Genomic DNA, 19,529 nt, shown 5'->3' with positions numbered 1-19,529 from the left:
AGTAAGTCCACGCACACGCCATGTCGGTTCGGCTGTTGGCTTTCAGCACCTTGTTCGGCAATTTCTTTTTTGAAAAACAGCCCCACCTGCGAAATTGCTCAATCTATCGAAAGTATCAACCTTTTCACCGTCCTACAAAGCGCCTACCTTTGCAGCATCAACCATCCTTCACACTCATGATTTCTGCCTCCTCCCTCCCCACGTTCCGCCACCATCTTTTGCTCCTCTTGGCCATGATGGTGCTTGCAGGCCTTCCACTGCGTGCACAACTCACCCTCGACGAGTGCCACCGGCTCGCCGAGCAGCACTACCCGCTGGTGCGGCAAACCGACCTGATTCGGCAAACCGAGGCGCTCACGCTGGCCAACCTCCAAAAGGGCTGGTTGCCGCAAATCACGGCTTCGGCACAAGCCACCCTGCAAAGCGACGTCGCGCAATGGCCCGACGCCCTCACGCAGATGCTTCGTGCCACCGGGCAAACCGTCCCACAAGGGATGGCGCGCGACCAGTATAAACTCGCGCTCAATCTCGATCAGCGCCTTTATGACGGCGGACACATCCGTTCCCAAAAGGCTGTGGCACAGGCCGATGCCCACGTGCAGCAGCAAGAGATGGCCGTGCAACTCTATGCCCTGCGGCAGCGGGTGGACAATCTCTTCTTCGGTATTCTCCTCGTGGACGAACAGCTCGACAACAACACCCTCCTGCAAACCCTCCTTGCCGACAACGTGCGCCAACTCACAGCGGCTGTGCAGGCCGGCATTGCCGTCGAAAGCCACGTCATCACTCTGCAAGCCGAGCGAGTGAAGGCCGAGCAAACCGCCCTCTCCCTCCGCGCCCAGCGCCATAGTCTGCAACGCCTGCTCGCGGCCTTCATCGGGCGCAGCGAGAGCGAGGTGCAACGGCTCGAATGCCCGAAGCCTGCGGCGGTGTCGCGCCTGGAAATCCACCGCCCCGAGTTGGCCCTCTTTGACGCCCGCGCTGCACTCCTCGACCGCCGCGATCAGCTGCTCCACACCACGCTCCGCCCCAGCGTCAGCGCCTTTGCCCAAGGGTGGTACGGCTATCCCGGGCTCAACCTCTTCAACGACATGTACCGCCGCCGCTGGTCGGTCAATGCCTTGGTCGGCGTGCGGGCTGTGTGGAACCTCTCGGCGTTCTACACCTACCGCAACGACCGCGCCCGACTGGCTGCCGCACGCCGGCAGAACGAGGTGGCGCGAGAGGTGTTTCGCTTCAACCAAACGCTCCAAGCCACACAGGAAGACGAGGAAATCCTCCGTCTGCGCACCCTCCTCCGCTCCGACGACACCCTCATCGACCTCTGCCGAAAGGTGCGGGAAACCACAGCCGCACGCCTCCTCCACGGCACGGCCGATGCCCACGCCCTCCTGCAAGACCTCACCCGCGAAGACCAAGCGCGCGTGGCCCGCTCGGCCCATCATCTCCAACTCCTTCAAGCCCTCTATCGACTCCGCAACACCCTCAATCATGAATAAATCTTTCCTCCTCCCTGCCTTGCTGTTCCTCACCGGATGCAGCGACAATGCCTCGCAAACCGATGCCACGGGCGTCTTCGAAGCCACCGAAGTGACCGTCTCTGCCCGCCAAGCCGGCGAACTCCTCTCCCTCGATGTCGAAGAGGGGCAAGCGTTCACCGCAGGCAGCGTGGTGGGCACCATCGACAGTACGCTCCTCACCCTCCAACGCCGCCAGCTGCGCGCCAACATCAGTGCCACCGACGCCCGCCGCCTCGACACCGACCGACAAGTGGCGGCGCTGCGGCAACAATGGGACAACCTCCGCCACGAACGCACACGCTTTGCCGCCCTCGTGGCCGACAAGGCCGCACCGCGCAAGCAGCTCGACGACATCGAACAGCAGATGGCGGTGGTGCAGCGGCAGATGGCGGCCCAGCAGAGCCAACTCGCCGCGGCCAACCTCAGCCTCTCAGCACAAAGTAACGCCATCGTGGAGCAAATCGCACAGCTCGACCACCAGATTGGCAACTGCCGCATCACCGCCCCCATCACGGGCACCGTCGTCGCCACCTTTGCCGAAAAGGGAGAGTACACCGCCCCGGGACGGCCGCTGTTCACCCTGGCCGACCTCCGCACACTCTACCTCCGCGCCTACGTCGACGCGCCGCAACTCACCGCCCTGCGCTTGGGACAGAAGGTCACCGTCTATGCCGACCAAGGGACGAAGGCGAAGAAAGCCTACCCCGGCACCCTCGTGTGGATAGCCGACAAGGCGGAGTTCACCCCGCGCACCATCCAGACCCGCGATGAGCGCGCCAACCTCGTCTACGCCGTCAAGGTGCGTGTCCTCAACGATGGCCTCATCAAGCGCGGCATGTATGGCGAGGTGCGCTTTGCCCCTCCTGCCGTACAACAATAATCCGACCTTTGCAGCACGAAGAAAAAAATCATGTCCTTCATCTCCATCCGACAGCTCACCAAAACCTACGACAACGGCCGCATCCACGCCCTCCGCGGCATCGACATCGACATCGAGGAGGGAGAAATGTTCGGCCTCGTGGGGCCTGACGGCGCGGGCAAGACGTCCCTCTTCCGCATCCTCGCCACCCTCCTCCTGCCCACCAGCGGCACGGCGGTCGTGGACGGGCAGGACGTGGTGTGCTCCTACCGCCGCCTGCGCCGCTCCATCGGCTACATGCCGGGCACGTTCTCCCTCTATCGCGACCTCACCGTGGCCGAAAATCTCCACTTCTTTGCCGACCTCTTCGGGGTGAACGTAGCGGAAAACTATCCCTTCATCCGCGACATCTACGACCAACTGGCGCCCTTCCGAGACCGGCCGGCCGGCAAACTCTCGGGTGGAATGAAGCAAAAGCTCACCCTCTGCTGCACCCTCATCCACGCACCGCGCCTCCTTCTGCTCGACGAGCCCTCCACGGGGGTCGACCCGGTGTCGCGCCGCGAACTCTGGGCGATGCTTAGTCGCCTCAACCGTGAGCGGGGGCTCACTATCGTGGCCAGTACGCCCTATCGAGAGGAGATAGCCCTCTGCCGCCGCGTTGCACTGCTGGCCGAAGGGCAGGTGACGGCTGTGGGCGATCCGACCGAGGTGCTGCCGCCCGAAACCACCCTCACCACACGCCCTCGTCCCGACGACGCACGGCCGGTCATCGTGGCCGAAGGGCTCACCAAGCAATTTGGCACGTTCACCGCCTGCGACCACATCTCCTTCGAGGTGGGGAGGGGCGAAATCTTCGGTTTTCTCGGAGCAAATGGTGCGGGCAAAACCACGGCAATGCGTATGTTCACCGGGCTCTCCCTCCCCACCGACGGACGGGCGGTGGTGGCGGGCTGCGACGTGGCCAGGGAAGCCGAAACCTTGAAGCGCCGCATCGGCTACATGAGCCAACGCTTTGCCCTCTACGACGACCTCACGGTGGAGGAAAACCTCCGTCTCTTCGGGGGCATCTACGGAATGTCGCCCACCGACATCGCCCGGCGCTCCGAAGAACTGATGGTGCAACTCGACATGGCGGCCGAACGCCACACCCTCGTGGGGACGATGCCCCTCGGGTGGAAACAGCGGTTGGCCTTCTCCGTAGCCATCTTCCACCATCCGGCCATCGTCTTCCTTGACGAGCCCACCGGCGGTGTGGATGCCGATGCCCGCCGCCGCTTCTGGCAACTCATCTACGACGCTGCCGACCGCGGCATCACCATCTTCGTCACGACCCACTACATGGACGAGGCCGACTATTGCGACCGCGTCTCCATCATGGTCGACGGCCGCATTGCTGCCCTCGACACGCCCGCCCGCCTCAAAGCACAATATGGCGCGACGTCGATGTATGATGTCTTCTTCGCCCTCGCCCGCACTGCCCGCCGCTCGTAGCGTCTGCAGGCGTCTGTCGGCCGTATCTCCTTTTCCTTTCCTCTCATGCTCAAAGCCTTTCTTTCCTTCGTTCGCAAGGAGTTTCTCCACATCTTCCGCGATGGGCGCACGATGCTCATCCTGCTGGTCATGCCTATCCTCATGATTCTCCTCTTTGGCTACGCCATCACCACCGATGTGCGCAACACGCGGGTGGCGGTCTTCGTGCCCCACCCCACCCCGAAAATCGACGCGCTGCTCCTGCGGCTCGATCAAAACCCACGCTTCACCCTTGCTCTCCGCGCCCGCCATCCCGAGGAGATGGATCATGCCTTCCGCTGCGGTGATATTGATGCAGCGCTCGTTCTCAACGCCGACTGTGCCGTCCCCCTTCGCCCCGATGCTGCCCCGGCTGTGCAGGTGTTGCTCGACGGCAGCGAACCCAATCAGGCCTCGATGCGTCTCAACTATCTGCAAGGACTACTGCAATCGGCCGCTGATGGCGCCCGCGTGGCACCGGTGCGGCTCACCGCGCGTATGCTCTACAATCCGCAACAAAGGAGCGAGTTCAACTTCGTGCCGGGCGTGCTGGGCATGATTCTCACCCTCATCTGCGCCATGATGGCGGCGGTGAGCATCGTTCGGGAGAAGGAGATGGGCTCGATGGAGGTGCTGCTCGTCTCGCCCCTCTCGCCGTGGGTGGTGATGGTGGCCAAACTCGTGCCGTTCTTCGTGCTCTCGTGCTTCGATTTGGCCACACTGCTCCTGCTCTCCACCCTGCTCATCGGGGTGCCCATCGCGGGGAGCGTGGGGGTGTTTCTGAGCGTGAGTCTGCTCTACATCCTCACCTCCCTGGCCCTCGGTCTGCTCATCTCCACCCTGGCGCGCACGCAACTCGTGGCCATGATGGTGAGTCTGCTGCTCATTCTGCCCACGCTCTACCTTTCGGGGATGGTATTTCCCATCGACAGTATGCCCGACGTTCTGCAAGGGATGTCGCTCTTCGTGCCGGCGCGGTGGTACATAGAAGCGGCGCGCAAACTCATGATTCAGGGTGTCACGCCCGACCACGTGGTGCACGAGGCAGGGATACTCCTCGTGATGCTCGGGGGCATCCTCGCCATTGCCCTGCGCAACTATAAGCTCCGCTTGGAATAAGGTTTATTCTCCGCTTTCTCAACACCGACCTTTTTATGCTTCGCTATCTTTTGGCAAAGGAGTTCAAGCAACTCTTTCGCAACACGTTTCTCCCCAAGCTGTTCCTCTTCATGCCCCTCATGATGGTGCTCGTATTTCCCCATGCGGCCAATCAGGAGGTGCGCCACCTTTCGGTTGTGGTGGTCGACCATGCCGGCGGTGTGCTCTCCCGCCGACTGGTGGAGAAGGTGCGCGCCACGCCTCAGTTTGACCTGCGTGCCGCCGTGCCGTCCTTTGCCCATGCCCTGCGACTGGTGGAAGAGGGCGATGCCGACCTCATCCTCGAAATCCCGCGTGGCTTTGAGCGTGAGGTGCGGGAAGGCCGCGCGGTGGTGGCGGTGGCGGCCAATGCGGTGAACGGCACGAAGGCCGGGCTTGGTGTGGGCTACTGCTCTCAGGTGGTGGCCGACTTCGGGCAAAGGCTCGTCGCCGAGGGGAAAGTCCGAGCGGCAGACACACCGAGCGGTGCTTCGACCGATGCGGTGACAGCCGTACGGCAACGGCCACTGACGCTCGCCCCGCGCTATCTATTCAACCCCACGCTCGACTACAAGCACTACATGATTCCGGCCATCATCGCTATGCTCCTTGTGCTCGTGGTGGGATTTCTCCCCACCTTCAACATTGTGGGCGAAAAGGAGCGCGGCACGATGGAGCAAATCAACGTGAGTCCCATTCGTCCTTCCACTTTCGTGCTCTCCAAGCTCATCCCCTATTGGTGCGTGGGCCTCTTCCTCCTCGTCTATGCCCTGCTGCTGGCCGGTGTGTGCTATGGGCTTTGGCCGCAGGGAAGCGTGGCGGCGCTTTTCCTCTTCGCGATGCTCTTCATCCTCATCGTGTCGAGCCTGGCGCTGGTGGTGTCGTGCCACAGCGACACGATGCAGTCGGCCGCGATGCTCATGTACTTCTTTCTCATCCTCTTCATCCTGATGAGTGGTCTGCTCACACCGGTGGCTTCGATGCCCGACTGGGCACAGTGGGTGGCTGCCGTCAATCCCTTCCGCTACTTCATGGAAGCCATGCGCAGCCTCTATCTCAAAGGGGCCTCTCCGGCCGACCTCCGTCTGCCGCTCGCTGCCCTCGCCACGATGGCCGCTGCTTCCGGAACATGGGCGGCGCTGTCCTATCGCAAGCAGGGATGAGCCGGTTTTCCGGCAGCTGTGCTGCTTCGGTGTTTCTTCGAAGGCACAGAAAAAACGTGGTGCAACGCCCGGTCGAAACCGAGGGTTGCACCACGTTGGTGTGTAAGGGTGGGCGTTCGGACGCAGCGTCTTACTTCAAGACCTTGCGGCCGTCCACGATGTAGAAGCCCTTGTCGGCACGCTGCACACGGCGACCCGAGAGGTCGTAGACTACGGCAGGATGGGGCGAAGGCGTCGTGAGGGAATGGATGGCAGTCTGAGAGCCGCCCATGAAATCGAAGGAGATGAGGCCGTCTTCCTGGGTGATGTTGGTGAGGGATTTGCCCATCCTCTTTTTGCCATCGGTATTGGGCGTGTTGAGGGTTGCGGCCGGTTTGGAAGTGTCGGTGAGAGCGCTGTTGCCGGAAGCGTTGGGGTAGAGATCGCCCGCAAGACTGTTGTGCGTACGGAGATTATCGGCCGGCACCACGGTGCAGCGCAGACGTTTGGCATCATTGTTCACCACGTTGTCTGCCCAAGCCTGCTCAGAATAGTCCACATGGGTGATGAGCAGTCCCGAAGCCGCGGCATCGCTGTCCCATTCCTTCTCTTGGTGGTTGTCCAAGATGTAGCATTCGCTGCGGTTGGCACCGTTATAGATGACATAGGCTTCGGGCGCATCGCTGATGCACTTCATGCCCTTGACAGCGTGCGGCGACTTGAGTTCGGTGAGGGTCATCCATCCCGCAAAAGCGCGCTCGTAAGCGGTGTAGGCACAGGGCGTGCGGCCACCATTGTTGTAGCAACCGTAGTCCATCAAACTCCACCCGCTCATACCCACATTGGATTGGTCACCAGAGGTATCGTAGAAGTCGGGCAGACCCAGACAGTGGGAGAACTCGTGACACATCGTACCGATGCCATCGGGCACGTTGCCGCTCTTTCCGTCCAATTCCGAAGAGCAGGCGTAGGAGTCGATAATCATTCCGTCGAGCGTCATGCGCAGCGAGGGCTGTGCACCACTGAGGTACCATTGGTGCGGCCAAATGGTGTTTGCGTCGGCATCGGCGGCTTCGGCATAACCGGCGTAGATGACATAGACATGATCGACGGCGCCGTCATTGTTCCAGTCATAATTTCTATAGTCTACGTCCTTATCGGCGAGTTTACAGGCTTCGGCAATGAGTTCTTGAGGATGCAGGTCGTTGCCGTCTGCGTCGTTGCCGCCATAATAGGCCATGTTCTTAGACACGGTGTAAGCTCCCACCACATCGAACGACACGTCAAACTTGCCATAACTCTGCGCGTAGAAATAGTCGTGCACGCTGCCGTAGTTGCCATATCCTTTGTAATCCACTTGATTGGCCATATCGTTGAAGACGCTCTGCGAGGTAAGCATCTCTTTGTCGGGAAAATCCACCAGGATAATCAATCCGCGCTTCTTCCCTTCGACCGTCACTTCACTGCCGCCGATGGTCGATTTTCCGGCAGCCCGCTGTTGCACCGAACGCTGTGCACGCACTCGATTGCGCTGCGCCGTGCGCGAAGCGGCCAGTGTGCCGATGTGCTTTTTGAGCGTGGGAGCGTCGAGGCTTTGCAGAAATTCCTTTTCGGCTACGCTGCGCTGCCCCTCATCGTGCGCCAACATACGGCCGGCGTGGAAGGGCGCTGCACTCACCATAGTGTTGTTCACGGCGGTAGCATAGACGTAAGCCCCTTGATCGTTTTTCACCACGGGAATGCCATCGGCCGTAGTATAAAAGTGAAACCACTCGTCGCCACGAAGGAACACGGTGAGTTCCGTTCCATCAGGTTGCTGCACCTTGATGGGTGTCCGTTTGGCAGGAATGGCCAGCGCTGAGGCTATGCAGAACACGCCCAGAAGGGTGGTAAAGATTTTCTTCATAAAATGATAGAGTAGAATAAATTTAGAGAGTTTTGAGTTGAAGACACACAAACACCCTTCGTATTCAAAGGTAGATTCGTGCTTCGGGCGACAAAAGTACAACTTTATTTTTATTCTGCGCACAGCTTCTTCCCACAATCTGTACTCTCGGTGTGTACGCCCGTCGCTTCGGAATAGATTTACAGAGAATAAAAAGGCCACGGTTTCCTATCCGCAAAAAACTCAGAACGCCCCACCCTGCACATCGGCAAGGTGGGGCGTAGCGTGTTTATCAAGTCTCAAAGAGAGGAAAGACTCACAAATTCCACCGCAGCGAAAGGAGAGCTTCGGCGGGACGGAGGCGGTAGGTATAGGTGTAGACATCTGCCTGCACGTAGGAGCGGAGGGTGTAGGAGCGTGCCCCGGCGAGGTTGCGCACCCGCAGTTCGACTTCCCAACGCTTTTGCTTGTAGCGCGCCCGTCCATCGAGGAAGAAGATGTTGAGATGACGTCCCGGCTGCACCTCCGTGCGGCGCAGGTCGCCGCCGAGGGTGGCCTCCCAGTGGTTGTCGGGGTCGAAGGAGAGGTCGAGCGTGGCCCCGCTCTGATCGAGGGTGGTGCGGGTGCCATCCATTCTGCGGAGGGCACGCTGGGCGTGGAGATTGAGGTCGATTTGGAAAAGGCTGTGCCAAAGGCGGGTGTTGGTGAGCAGTTCCACGCGGAAGTTGTGCTGTAGAAGAGTGTAGAAAGCCGACTGCCTCAGGAGAGGCGCGGCACTTCCGGTGTAGCGCAGTCCGAGGGCAAAGTTGGTGTGGATGGGAAAACTATGGATGGTGGTGCGCGCCGTGGCCAACCAGTTGTGATAGGGGCGGTGGGTGGCCACTTGTGCCGACTGCTCGCGGCCTTGGGCATCAATGTCGGAACTCTGCATGCTCCCCTCTTCGGAACGGGCATATTGTGCTGTGGCGGTGAAGGTGCGAGCGGCGTAGACATCGCGCCACATCATTTCGAAGCGGGAGAAGGTATCATGAGAAATCGTGGTGCTCCCCAAGCCCGGTGCCGACCGATAGCGGTAGGTCTGGAAGATGGGTGCCGTGGCCCAGTCTCGCACCTTCCCCATCGTGGTGGAGCGCCCCGAAGTCCAGGTGAGGAGCGACGCCCCGATGCGGCAGTAGAGGGTGAGCGTGGGAGCGGCATAGGGGCGGTTGAGCAGGTGGTGGGTGTGGGCGCTGCGGTCGCGGTAGTTGCGGAGATAGTGGGTGAGAGGGAGGTCGAGCCGCCAGTGCAGACCGAGCCACTCCACCTCGTAGCGAGGCGCGAGGGTGAGGTCGAGGGCGGCGAGGTCCACATCGTTGTCGCGCGAGGAGGGGACGACGCTTTCGTCCGAGGTAAAGCGGTCGTAGCGCCCTGTGGCAACGGCGCCCACACTGATGCTGCCGTAGCGGGCGGCCTCACCGAGCTGCAACAAGAAGCGGGTCGATACGCTCGTGGAGGCCGACAGTCCGGTGAGCCTTTGGTGGAGCATGAGGGTGTCGGGAGCGGTACGTCGGGCGGTGAGCTGCGCTTCGGGTGTGGTGCTGAGGGCAGAGCGCACGTCGAGAAAAGCGAGCCGCCGCCCACTGCGGTGCGTCCACCCGAAGGTGTTGGTCAGGTTGAGGTCGGTCTGCCGCAGGCGCTGGTCGATGCCGCCCGGCGAGAGGGTGTGGGTGTTGCGACGCAGGAAGGTCTGCACGGCCAGACGCTCGGTGAGAAATTGGGTGGGCTCGTTGCGCTCGTAGTCGACGGCGAGGTCGATGCGGTGGCTGTGGAGGGTGTTGGCGATGTCCTCTTGGATGGTGAGGGGAGTGGCCAGCCCGAAATAGTCCGACCGCCGGCTTTGCGCAAAGTCGCTCCCGTTGTAGACGTAGCGGCCGCTCAGGGTAAGGGTGCGCTCGGGCGTGAAGGCACGGAGCGTGCGGAAGTTGCCCATGAGCGAGAGGTTGTCGCGGTGGCGCAGCGGCTCCACACTGCTACTGCCGAAGGGCGTGTCGGAGAGAAGCTGTGCAGCAGGCGATGCGGCAGCATTCTGCAAGAAGTCGCGGTTTTCGGCGGCGTAGTCGTCGGCAAAGTTGTTGCCTTTGAGGGTGTAGATGCTTTGGTGCTTTTGGGCAAAGCGCATCACATAGGCTTCGCCCAGTCCGCGCAGCGTGCCCCCGTCGGCCGCTCCTGCTCCGCCCACCACGTAGCCCACCGGTCGGCGCAGCGCACTCTGTTTGAGAGTGAGATTGAGGGCAGCGTGCTTGGAGAGCTCGATGTCGCGGAGCACCTTGCGCGGCTGGTGGTTTTCGAGCACGCTCACGGAGAGCACATCGTCGGGGCGGATGTTGCGCGTGGCCAGTCCGTAGTTGCCTTTGAGGAGGTTGAGCCCTTCGATGTAGAAGCGGTTGATGCTCTCGCCTTGATATTTGATTTGCCCTGACTTGTCCACCTCAATGCCGGGGATGCGGCGGATGACGTCCTCGATGTTGCGGTCGGCCTTGCCTTTGAGCGCCGCCACGGAATAGGTGATGGTGTCGCCACGCTGCCGAATGTGTGGCGCGCGGGCAGTGGCGGCTTTGAGGGAAACGACGCGCTCGGTGAGCTGCACGTCGTGGTGGGCAGCGGCGTTGGGCAGCTGGGCCTCCACGGTCTTGTAGCTGAGGTGAGCATAACGCACAGTAAGCGAGGCGGCCTCGGTGGGTTTCACTTCAAGCCGATAGTGCCCCGTCTTGTTGGTCTGTCCGAAAGCCAGCACCTGCGATCCGCCTTGCGCATAGACGCGCACCATCACGCCCGGCAGGGGCTGCCCGGCTTCGTTGCTCACCACGCCGCTAATCACCGACTGCCCGCGGACGGCAAGGGCGAAAACAAGCAAGAAGAAAAGAAAGGTCAGTCTGTACATATATCAATGGTGTGCTGGTGTACTTCTCTCGGAAGGAATTATTCTTCCTCTTCGTAGGGAGAATAGAAGTGGCGTTTCGGTCCTGCCGATTTCACTTCAAACATCCCCAGCGCTTTCGCCCGTTCGGCATAATTGAGCGCTACGGCCTTCTCTTCTTTCCTCAGAAAAGCGGGCGTCACCTTGCGAAATCCTTGTTTGCGGCAGTTGATGAGCGGCAGGAGCGGTTGGCGCATAGCAGTAGCCTCAATGAGGTGCAGCCCCTTGGCGTCCTGCGCTTTGAGGATAAGTCCCGGCAAACCATGAAATTTCCAAGGACCGGCATCGATGGGCACTTCCTCCGTCCACCATACCGTCCAATCGTGACCGCGGAAGTGGGTCGTGGCTTTGTGGCACAGCAACCCGCAGACGCGCAGCGTGTCGGGGTGCATCTGCCAGTTCATCACCACCGTGCTGTCGTCCGCGCGATAGCGGTTCATCATCAGGGTGTGATTTTCGCGAAACGTGGGCGTTCCGTACTCGTGCACGAAACCATAGGAGGGTCTCCTAAAGTATTTCGTCATCACCTCTTGAAACTCTCCCAGTGTTGGATGCCCTTTGGTGGCATAGATGAGCGAATCGATACGATACTCCCCATAAGAACAATATTGACTGTATTTCTCCCCAAGTTGCAGCATAAGGTTGTAGGTCACAGTGCTTTTCAGTATGGTGTCCACATCCACTTGGTCAAAGAAGACTTCCAGTTGCACCGCTTGATCAATCGTGTCGCGATGCCCTATATTTGCGGGTTGCTGAAGGTCTACCCCGGACATGATGATACGCTGAGCAAAAGAGGTGAGCGAAATTCCACAAAGGAATAAAATAAGGAATAACTGTTTCATTGTGAAGTTAAATAAAAGGAACGTGCACAAACTCAGCCCCAATAATAGGAAATATAGGAATGGAGTTGAATTTGACACGTTCCTATAATTAAATAAAATTAGTGCAAGAAGATTGACTTATTTAGGTCGGTCTCCTGTCCCTTCTGCAGGACCTGCATCCCTAACAGATTTCCAGCAACCATTGGGACAATAGAATTCCCCTTGCGTTGCCGCGTACTCTACAAGAGCATATATATCATGTGTATTGATATAGAACGTGGCTAGGCCAATACCAACGATACAAGTTTGTGTCCCATCACAGCAGGTGATTTCGATTTCTCCTGCTGATGCTCCTAATGAGCCAAAGGCTACAAAGGAGAGAATGGCCAACATTTTTTATAACAAAATACATTTTCGATTAAACATTTTGTTTAGCTTTGTTCTAGAACACCACAAAACTAAAAGAAAGGACGGAAATAGCAAAGCGTTTTTCAATTTTTCTTTTCAAAAATTGAAAATTAGATAGATTTCTCCTACATCATCTATCATTGCCCATAAGGGGGATGCACAGCAATACGTTTTCTCCACAGAGGGAAAAGGAGTGGCAGCAACTATTTCCGTCCCCGAAGGGGGCGCCTCTCAATAGCCGCAGCATGAGACGGTGCGCGGCGACGGCGAACCTACGGTACGCGTCGTGCACAGCGGAACGCCTCCGAAGGGGACGCCCATCGGTGGAAAAAACATGAAAAAGGTCGAAAACAAAAAAGCTCAGAGATAGAAAATTCTACCTCTGAGCTAAATTTTTCTACGTCTGAGGTAGAAAAAACTACCTCTGAGTTTTTTCTGCCCCCCTCAAAGCGAGAGGCCGGAAGCCGCCACCAAGGCTTCGGCACAACGCTCACCATCGACGGCAGCGGAGACGATGCCGCCGGCATAACCCGCCCCTTCACCACAAGGGAAAAGACCGGACAAACGGACGTGTTGCAGGGTGTCGCTCTGCCGCACGATGCGCACAGGAGCCGAGGTGCGCGTTTCGGTGGCTATCATCACCGCCTCATCGGTGAGAAAACCGCGACTGCGGCGACCAAAGGCTTTGAAGCCTTCCTGCAAGCGCGTGGTGAGGAAGCGGGGCATCCAAAAGTGGAGGGGCGAAGCGAGCAATCCGGGCGAATAGGTGGAACGCGGCAGGGAGGAAGAAAGGCGGTTATTGACAAAGTCGGCCATCCGCTGCGCAGGGGCGGTTTGTCGCCGTCCGCCTTGTATCCACGTGGCGCGTTCGAGCGCTTCTTGGGCATACATCATACGAAGCGGATTGTCAGGCGCGTCAAAGTCAGGATGGGCTGCGGCAAAAACCTCATCGGCCATCGCTTCACGGAGGAAAGGCAGGAGTTCTCCGTCTAAATCTTCCGGACGCGTCTCGACCACCATTCCCGAATTCGACCATCGGCCGCCGCGCGTTGAAGGGCTCATACCGTTCACCACCACTTGTTCCTGTTCGGTGGCTGCCGGCACGACATAACCGCCGGGACACATACAGAAAGAATAGACACCGCGGCCGCCGGCTTGGTGTACAAAACTATATTCTGCGGCTGGTAGATATTTGCCGCGTCCTTCGCGGTTGTGGTATTGGATTTGGTCGATGAGCAACGCCGGATGTTCGAGGCGGACGCCCATCGCCACGCCCTTTTGCTCCAGTTCCACACCGGCAGCATGCAGGTAGCGGTAGGTGTCGCGTGCGGAATGTCCGGTGGCGAGAATGACAGAGCCGTGAAACTCCGCTCCCGTGTGGCAGCGCACGCCTTCCACGCGCTGTCCATCGCTCGAAAACAGCAGCGCATCGACCCGCGTTTGGAAATGCACCTCACCGCCCGAAGCAACAATTTGCTCACGCATGGCTTCAATGATGCCGGGCAGGCGGTCGGTGCCGATGTGGGGGTGGGCATCGGCCAGAATGTCGAGCGATGCCCCATGCTGACAAAAGATGCGGAGAATGCGGTCAACATTGCCGCGCTTTTTAGAGCGGGTGTAGAGTTTGCCGTCGGAATAAGCCCCCGCCCCACCTTCGCCAAAGGAGTAGTTGCTCTCGCTGTCCACGACATGATGGGTGGAGATGCGCGCACAATCGGCCTTTCGGGCGCGCACATTCTTACCGCGCTCAATCAGCACCGGCCGCACCCCGAGTTCGATGAGGCGCAGGGCGGCAAAAAGCCCCGCCGGTCCGGCACCCACCACGATGGCCGAACGCGCCCCGCTCACATCGGGATAGGAGATGCGCTCGTAGGCCAACGCCGGCGGCGTTTCGTTGACCCACACTTCGACGGTGAGATTGACGTAGATGGTGCGTTGGCGCGCATCGATGCTGCGGCGGACAATGCGTGTGGAACGGATTTCGTGCGGTTGCACTCCGAGTTGAGCGGCGATATGCGTGCGCAGTTGTGCAGCGACATAAGCGATATTGGGAGTCAGGCGGAGTTGGAGAGTGGTGGACATAAGGAGAGAGGGCTTTATCCTATCTCGCCCTCCCTCCGCTGATTAGAAAAGCAGAGAGAGGGCGAGCAAAAAGGGGCGTTTCAGAAAGAAAAATGCAGATTAGTCCTTGATGGCGGGCAACAAATCATTGTTGTCTTCAATGCGCAACATACGAACGTCTTTGACGCAGGTTTTGAACCAAGGGCATTGTCTCGCAAACTTTTGGATCGTCAGCACGCAATGGACGGCATCTACCTTTTCATCGCCGAAATAGACACTTCCCTGCGTCCACTTGAAACCATTTTCAAGCATAAAATTACGCACTTCTTGATAAGCGCCATGATAGGTCTTGCCTTCGTAGCATTCATTGAGGCAATTGGTGTCGAGGTCGAATAATATGGCGTACATAATCACGAGTTATTTTTACTCGGCAAAGATAAGCATAAACTTTGGCAAAAGTTGGTTTCTTGTGCTTTTTTTGTAAAAACGAGGGCTTTTTTTTGCCCATATCCTCTTTAAGACTTATCTTTGTGGCAAAATATCATATAACGCTCAATCGTTCAATCATGACAAAAGGAAAAGTAGATGCCCTCCTCGGCATCGTCTTCGGCGACGAGGGCAAGGGAAAGGTGGTCGATTTCTTCACGCCCAAGTACGACCTCGTGGCGCGTTTTGCCGGCGGCCCCAATGCCGGACACACCATCATCTTCGACGGAAAGAAGTTTGTGTTGCGCTCCATCCCCTCCGGCATCTTTGACGAAAATAAAGTCAACATCATCGGCAACGGCTGCGTCATTGCGCCCGACCTCTTCATGGCCGAAGCGCAAGAACTGGAGGCGGCCGGCTACACCATCACCGACCGCCTGCACATCAGTCGCCGCGCCCACCTCATCCTGCCCACCCACCGTGTGCTCGACCGCGCCTACGAAGCCGCCAAAGGCAAAGACAAAGTGGGCACGACGGGCAAAGGAATCGGCCCGACTTATAGCGACAAAGCCGCTCGCGTAGGGCTGCGCGTGGGCGATATCGAGCATGATTTTCAAACCAAATACGAAGCCCTAAAAGCCCGACATCTGCAAATCCTGAGCGACCTCCATTTCACCGACTTCGACATCAGCGAAGAAGAGCAACAATGGATGGCCGGCATCGAATATATGCGCCGTTTCCCCATTGCCGACACCGAACTGATCATCAACCAAGCGCTCGAAGCCGGCAAAAGCGTGTTGGCCGAAGGTGCACAAGGTTCGTTGCTCGACATCGACCACGGTACCTACCCCTTCGTTTCGTCGTCGTCCACGACCATCGGCGGAGTATGCACCGGATTGGGCGTGGCACCGAGCAGCATCGGCCGTGTGTGGGGCATCTTCAAAGCTTACAGCACTCGCGTGGGAGCAGGCCCCTTCCCCGTAGAATTGTTTGACGAGACGGGCGACGAGATCCGCCGCATCGGCAAAGAGTTTGGCGCGGTGACGGGACGCAACCGCCGCTGCGGCTGGGTCGATCTCGTGGCGTTGAAATATGCCATCATGATTAACGGAGTGACCGATTTGGTCATGATGAAGGCCGATGTCCTCGACGAGTTCGACACCATCAAAGCTTGCGTGGCTTACGAGAAAGACGGACAGCGCACCACGACCATGCCTTACGATACGGAGGGTTGGACTGCCGTCTACGAAGAACTCCCCGGTTGGAACACACCGCTTACCGAAGTGCGCAGCGAAAGCGACTTCCCCAAAGCCTATGCCGACTACATTGCCTACTTGGAACGCGAACTCGGCACGCCCATTTCCATTTTGAGCGTAGGGCCGGAGCGCGATGCCACCATCATCCGATAAACTGCGGCTGCCACTCTTGCCGCACTGCGGTTCACTTCAAAAAACCACCCGCTTTCCGATGCGTTCGGAAAGCGGGTGGATTTTCGTTTGTCGCTGCAGCTGCGGCAGAAGTCGCGCCTTTCATCAGAGGCTTTCAGCGGTGTCGTTGAAGAAAATCTCTTCGTTGTCGCGCCATTCGCGATCGAGGACGAGATAACCGCGCTCAAACTTGGGGTCGAGGATGCGGCGGCCGTTGAGATAGTAGTCGGGTGTACCACCGGGCGGCAGGCGCAGGCGCAGCACAAGACGCGTTCCGCTGCGGGGCAGATTGCGGATGCGGTACTTCATGGTCAGTCGCTCGGAAATGACATCGACTTTGCAGCGGACGTGGTCGGTCGAGACGCTCACCAAGCAGTCGTCGAAAGTGTTGATGTAGAGCCCACGCTCATCGGTGGCGGCCATCCAACTCAAAGTGTTGAGGAGCAGTTGTGCGGTGGCGGCAGTTCCTTCTTCTCGTGCCATCGTGTTGTGCACCGCCCCTTTAAGAACCTCGAGGCGGTGGATAAGGCGGGCATCGCCGCTCACAAGATAGAGGCGGGCGAGGGTATCGACATTTTCCGTGGTGTACCCCTGGCGGTAGAGCTTTTGAAAGCGCTTGGCCTCGCTCCGGCTGAGCGTCACCGTTTCGGGATGCAGGAAAGGGTTGAGTCGGGCGCAATAGTCGTAGGCGTTGCTCGGCGACATGAGCAGAACCTGTTCGCCCGACACGAAAGCGAGGGGTTGCTTCAACGGCTTTTGCGCCACTGCGGCACAGCCGGCAACGAGAGCGAGAATGAGGAGGAAAAAGGCACGCTTCATGGTTTCACGAATTTAATGCACGCCCAGTTGTCACGGCTGCGCTCATCGACAAACTGCAGTCCCAAGGCTTCGGCAGCGGTGCGCAGGCGGGCAACGTCCTCGGTGTAAAAGCCGCTCATATAGATGTGGCCGCCGCGACGGAGCGTGGGAACGTAGCGCGGCAGGTCGGCCAAGAGGATGTTGCGGTTGATGTTGGCGATAATCAAGTCGAAGCGGTCGGCAAAGGGCGCCAACACACCGGCATCGCCATGAAGTACTTCGATGTTGTCGAGCTTGTTGAGGGCAATGTTGTCGAGCGAATTGCGCACGCACCATTCGTCGAAATCGACCGCTACACAATGCTTTGCCCCCCGCTGGGCAGCGAGGATGGCGAGAATGCTCGTGCCGCAGCCCATGTCGAGCACTTCAAAACCCTCCACCTCGTCGTCGAGCAAGCGCTCAAGCATCTGTGCCGTGGTCTGATGATGCCCTGTGCCGAACGACATTTGCGGATTGATGGCAATGTGATAGTCGGCCGTGGGAACGTCTTTATGGAAAGTCGAAGCCACTACGCAGCGGGCGTGATCGGGCGTACCGATGACGAGAGGTTGAAAGTAATTTTTCTCCCACTCTTCATTCCAATTCTTGTCCTCGGCCGCCACTTGTTCGTAGTGGATTTCGACATCGGGCAGGGGAAAAGCGGCCAACGCTGCGTGGAGGGCGGCCTCATCGTAAAGCCCCGTTTGAATGTAGGCTTTGTACTGGTCGCTCTCGGCTTTGTCGGCAAAGATGGGGGCTTCGGGAAATCCATCTTCGAGGGCGATGCGGGGGCGGTCAAGCTCATCGGTGTGGACGAAACTCTCAAAACCGACTTCGGCCAAGACGGCACTCAGCACATCGCTGATGGCTTCGCCGGAAGGGGTGGTGGTAAAGGTAAATTCAAGGTATTGCATAGTTGAAAAGAGGTTAGATTTTGGAAAATCCGATGAGGAAGGACGTATCCATACGCCCAACGGTCTGCTGCCTTCGTGGGAATTTCAGAAAATTTCAAGCCGTGGGAATGTTCTTCCCAAACCCTGGGAAGAACATTCCCAAGCCATGAAAATAAAAGGGAAAAGGCGCGAGACTCTCGTCCGTCCTGAAAAAGGAGGAGCAGCAAAGGAAAAGCGCGGCCGGAGAGGAGGGAAAAAACCGTATGTCTGCTTCACACGTTGCGAATTCTCCACTCCGCCGGATAGAGGTTATTGGCGCGCGTTCCGAGATTGTTGACCCAACCCAGCGGCAGGCCTTCAAAGCCCACCAAGACATGACCGCGAGGCAGTTCGGGAGGGAGGACAACGGCTTCGCGCCGCAGATAGCGCAGCGCGGTGTCGCGATCCAATTCTGCACGGGGGAAAGCCGTATCTGCCAAGACCGTGGAAAGGGCAAGGGCGTGGGCAGGCACGAATTTTCGGCCTTTGGTTTCGCCCATCAACACCCCTGCCGTGAGAGTGCGCACGCAAGCCGCCACACGCTGCACGTCGTCGAAAAGCGAGGTGCGCACGGCGGCTATCGTCTCAGGGGTAGGACGAAAAAGACGGAAGTCGGTGGGCGTTTTCAGCCAAGCCAAGAGTTTTGCGGCATCGGGCACAGGCGTTTCCTTGCTGCGGGTGCGCTTCTTCTCGCGAGCAGCAGGCGCCGAACCGGTCTTGCGAAGGAGCGCGAGGAAAAGCCCTTCGCCCTGCGTGCGATGGGGGAAGAAATGATAGACCGCTTGTCCGCCGGCCGTGGTGTCGGGAGCGATGCCCCAAGCCTCATCGATGGGAACGGCCACGACCTCTGCCCCTAATTCTTGGCAGACGAAGCGCACATTGTCCTCGTTCTCCGCGCGATTGAAGGTGCAGGTGGAGTAAACCAAATAGCCGCCCTCGCGCAAGCAGTCCCAAATATCGGTGAGGATGGCGCGTTGGCGTGCTGCACAGGTTTCGACCGCCGCAGGCGACCATTCAGCCCGCGCTCCTTCATCTTTGCGAAACATCCCCTCGCCCGAACAAGGCACATCGGCGGCGATGACATCAAAAAATCCGCACAAAGGGGCAAACTCCACAGGGTAGGCGCTGGTCGTCACCACATCGGGATGCCCCCACTTGGTGAGGTTCTCGGCCAAAATCTGTGCCCGTTGGCGAATGGGTTCGTTGGCCACCAGCAATGCGCCATCAGGCAGAAGACTGCGCCAAAGGGTGCTTTTTCCTCCCGGCGCCGCACAGAGATCGAGCAAGCGGGTGGGAGTGAAGTCGCGCTCAATCTGCCGATAAGCCTGCTCGATGAACATCGAAGCGGCTTCCTGCACATAATAAGCTCCCGCATGGAAGCGTGGATCGAGAGTGAAGGAAGGGCGTTCGGCGAGGTAACAGCCGTCGCTGCACCACGGAACGGGCGTACTTTGGGCAAACGACACGTCTCCTTTGGTGGGATTGCGACGAACGCTCACCGCAGGCGGAGTGTCGGTCAAAGCGGAGCAGAGCGCGCCCGCCTCGGCTTCACCGAGGAGGGCGCACATCTGTTGGACAAATTCTTGAGGGAGTTGCATGAGGCTGT

The 19,529-nt window shown here is 58.8% G+C and carries 15 protein-coding genes; 6 read left to right on the top strand and 9 right to left on the bottom strand.

Going from position 1 to position 19,529, the window contains the following annotated elements; genetic code table 11:
• Positions 1–176: 176 nt before the first annotated feature.
• From H8527_RS03585 to H8527_RS03565, 5 genes are read left to right on the top strand one after another with little or no spacing between them, the layout of a single operon-like run.
• Positions 177–1,499, top strand: coding sequence for a TolC family protein (locus H8527_RS03585; protein ID WP_187545664.1), 1,323 nt, complete (start codon positions 177–179; stop codon positions 1,497–1,499).
• On the top strand, positions 1,492–2,400 hold the full coding sequence (locus H8527_RS03580) for an HlyD family secretion protein (RefSeq protein ID WP_187545663.1): 909 nt from the start codon (positions 1,492–1,494) through the stop codon (positions 2,398–2,400). Before H8527_RS03585 ends, H8527_RS03580 begins: the two co-directional genes overlap by 8 nt.
• A gap of 30 nt (positions 2,401–2,430) precedes the next feature.
• The gene (locus H8527_RS03575) at positions 2,431–3,873 is read left to right on the top strand and encodes an ATP-binding cassette domain-containing protein (protein ID WP_187545661.1); all 1,443 of its coding nucleotides are present in this window, start codon (positions 2,431–2,433) and stop codon (positions 3,871–3,873) included.
• A gap of 45 nt (positions 3,874–3,918) precedes the next feature.
• Positions 3,919–5,010, top strand: a complete 1,092-nt coding sequence (locus tag H8527_RS03570) for an ABC transporter permease (protein WP_187545659.1) — start codon at positions 3,919–3,921, stop codon at positions 5,008–5,010.
• Between the two features lie 35 nt (positions 5,011–5,045).
• On the top strand, positions 5,046–6,191 hold the full coding sequence (locus tag H8527_RS03565) for an ABC transporter permease (RefSeq protein ID WP_187545658.1): 1,146 nt from the start codon (positions 5,046–5,048) through the stop codon (positions 6,189–6,191).
• 130 nt (positions 6,192–6,321) lie between these two features.
• Here the strand turns inward: H8527_RS03565 and H8527_RS03560 are convergent, their stop codons facing one another.
• The 6 genes from H8527_RS03560 to H8527_RS03535 all read right to left on the bottom strand — a co-directional run bounded on the left by H8527_RS03560 (position 6,322) and on the right by H8527_RS03535 (position 14,709).
• Positions 6,322–8,076, bottom strand: coding sequence for a M6 family metalloprotease domain-containing protein (locus tag H8527_RS03560; RefSeq protein WP_187545656.1), 1,755 nt, complete (start codon positions 8,074–8,076; stop codon positions 6,322–6,324).
• Positions 8,077–8,371: 295 nt separating this feature from the next.
• Entirely contained in the window at positions 8,372–10,975 is a 2,604-nt protein-coding gene (locus H8527_RS03555) for a carboxypeptidase-like regulatory domain-containing protein (protein ID WP_187545654.1), read from the bottom strand.
• Between the two features lie 38 nt (positions 10,976–11,013).
• Positions 11,014–11,853 (bottom strand): GLPGLI family protein, encoded by an 840-nt coding sequence (locus tag H8527_RS03550; protein WP_187545653.1) that lies wholly within the window; start codon positions 11,851–11,853, stop codon positions 11,014–11,016.
• Between the two features lie 117 nt (positions 11,854–11,970).
• The gene (locus H8527_RS03545) at positions 11,971–12,225 is read right to left on the bottom strand and encodes a hypothetical protein (protein WP_187545651.1); all 255 of its coding nucleotides are present in this window, start codon (positions 12,223–12,225) and stop codon (positions 11,971–11,973) included.
• Positions 12,226–12,684: 459 nt separating this feature from the next.
• Entirely contained in the window at positions 12,685–14,322 is a 1,638-nt protein-coding gene (locus tag H8527_RS03540; RefSeq protein WP_187545649.1) for an NAD(P)/FAD-dependent oxidoreductase, read from the bottom strand.
• Between the two features lie 99 nt (positions 14,323–14,421).
• Positions 14,422–14,709 carry a virulence factor gene (locus tag H8527_RS03535; protein ID WP_187545648.1) on the bottom strand — a complete coding sequence of 96 codons (288 nt, stop codon included), beginning with the start codon at positions 14,707–14,709 and terminating at the stop codon, positions 14,422–14,424.
• A 158-nt stretch (positions 14,710–14,867) separates the two neighbouring features.
• Here H8527_RS03535 and H8527_RS03530 point away from each other — a divergent pair, with 158 nt between their 5' ends.
• Positions 14,868–16,136 (top strand): adenylosuccinate synthase, encoded by a 1,269-nt coding sequence (locus H8527_RS03530; RefSeq protein ID WP_187545646.1) that lies wholly within the window; start codon positions 14,868–14,870, stop codon positions 16,134–16,136.
• A gap of 123 nt (positions 16,137–16,259) precedes the next feature.
• Here H8527_RS03530 and H8527_RS03525 read toward each other — a convergent pair whose 3' ends face one another.
• From H8527_RS03525 to H8527_RS03515, 3 genes are all read right to left on the bottom strand, one after another.
• Positions 16,260–16,973 (bottom strand): hypothetical protein, encoded by a 714-nt coding sequence (locus H8527_RS03525; RefSeq protein ID WP_187545644.1) that lies wholly within the window; start codon positions 16,971–16,973, stop codon positions 16,260–16,262.
• On the bottom strand, positions 16,970–17,905 hold the full coding sequence (gene prmA / locus H8527_RS03520) for a 50S ribosomal protein L11 methyltransferase (protein WP_187545643.1): 936 nt from the start codon (positions 17,903–17,905) through the stop codon (positions 16,970–16,972). Before prmA ends, H8527_RS03525 begins: the two co-directional genes overlap by 4 nt.
• A gap of 251 nt (positions 17,906–18,156) precedes the next feature.
• The gene (locus tag H8527_RS03515) at positions 18,157–19,521 is read right to left on the bottom strand and encodes an rRNA cytosine-C5-methyltransferase (RefSeq protein ID WP_187545641.1); all 1,365 of its coding nucleotides are present in this window, start codon (positions 19,519–19,521) and stop codon (positions 18,157–18,159) included.
• Positions 19,522–19,529: the final 8 nt, after the last annotated feature.

This window comes from Alloprevotella sp. Lung230, assembly GCF_014385435.1.
Taxonomy (GTDB): Bacteria; Bacteroidota; Bacteroidia; order Bacteroidales; family Bacteroidaceae; genus Alloprevotella.
Note: the sequence above shows the minus strand (reverse complement) of the source record. Positions and strands in the feature narration are given on the sequence as shown.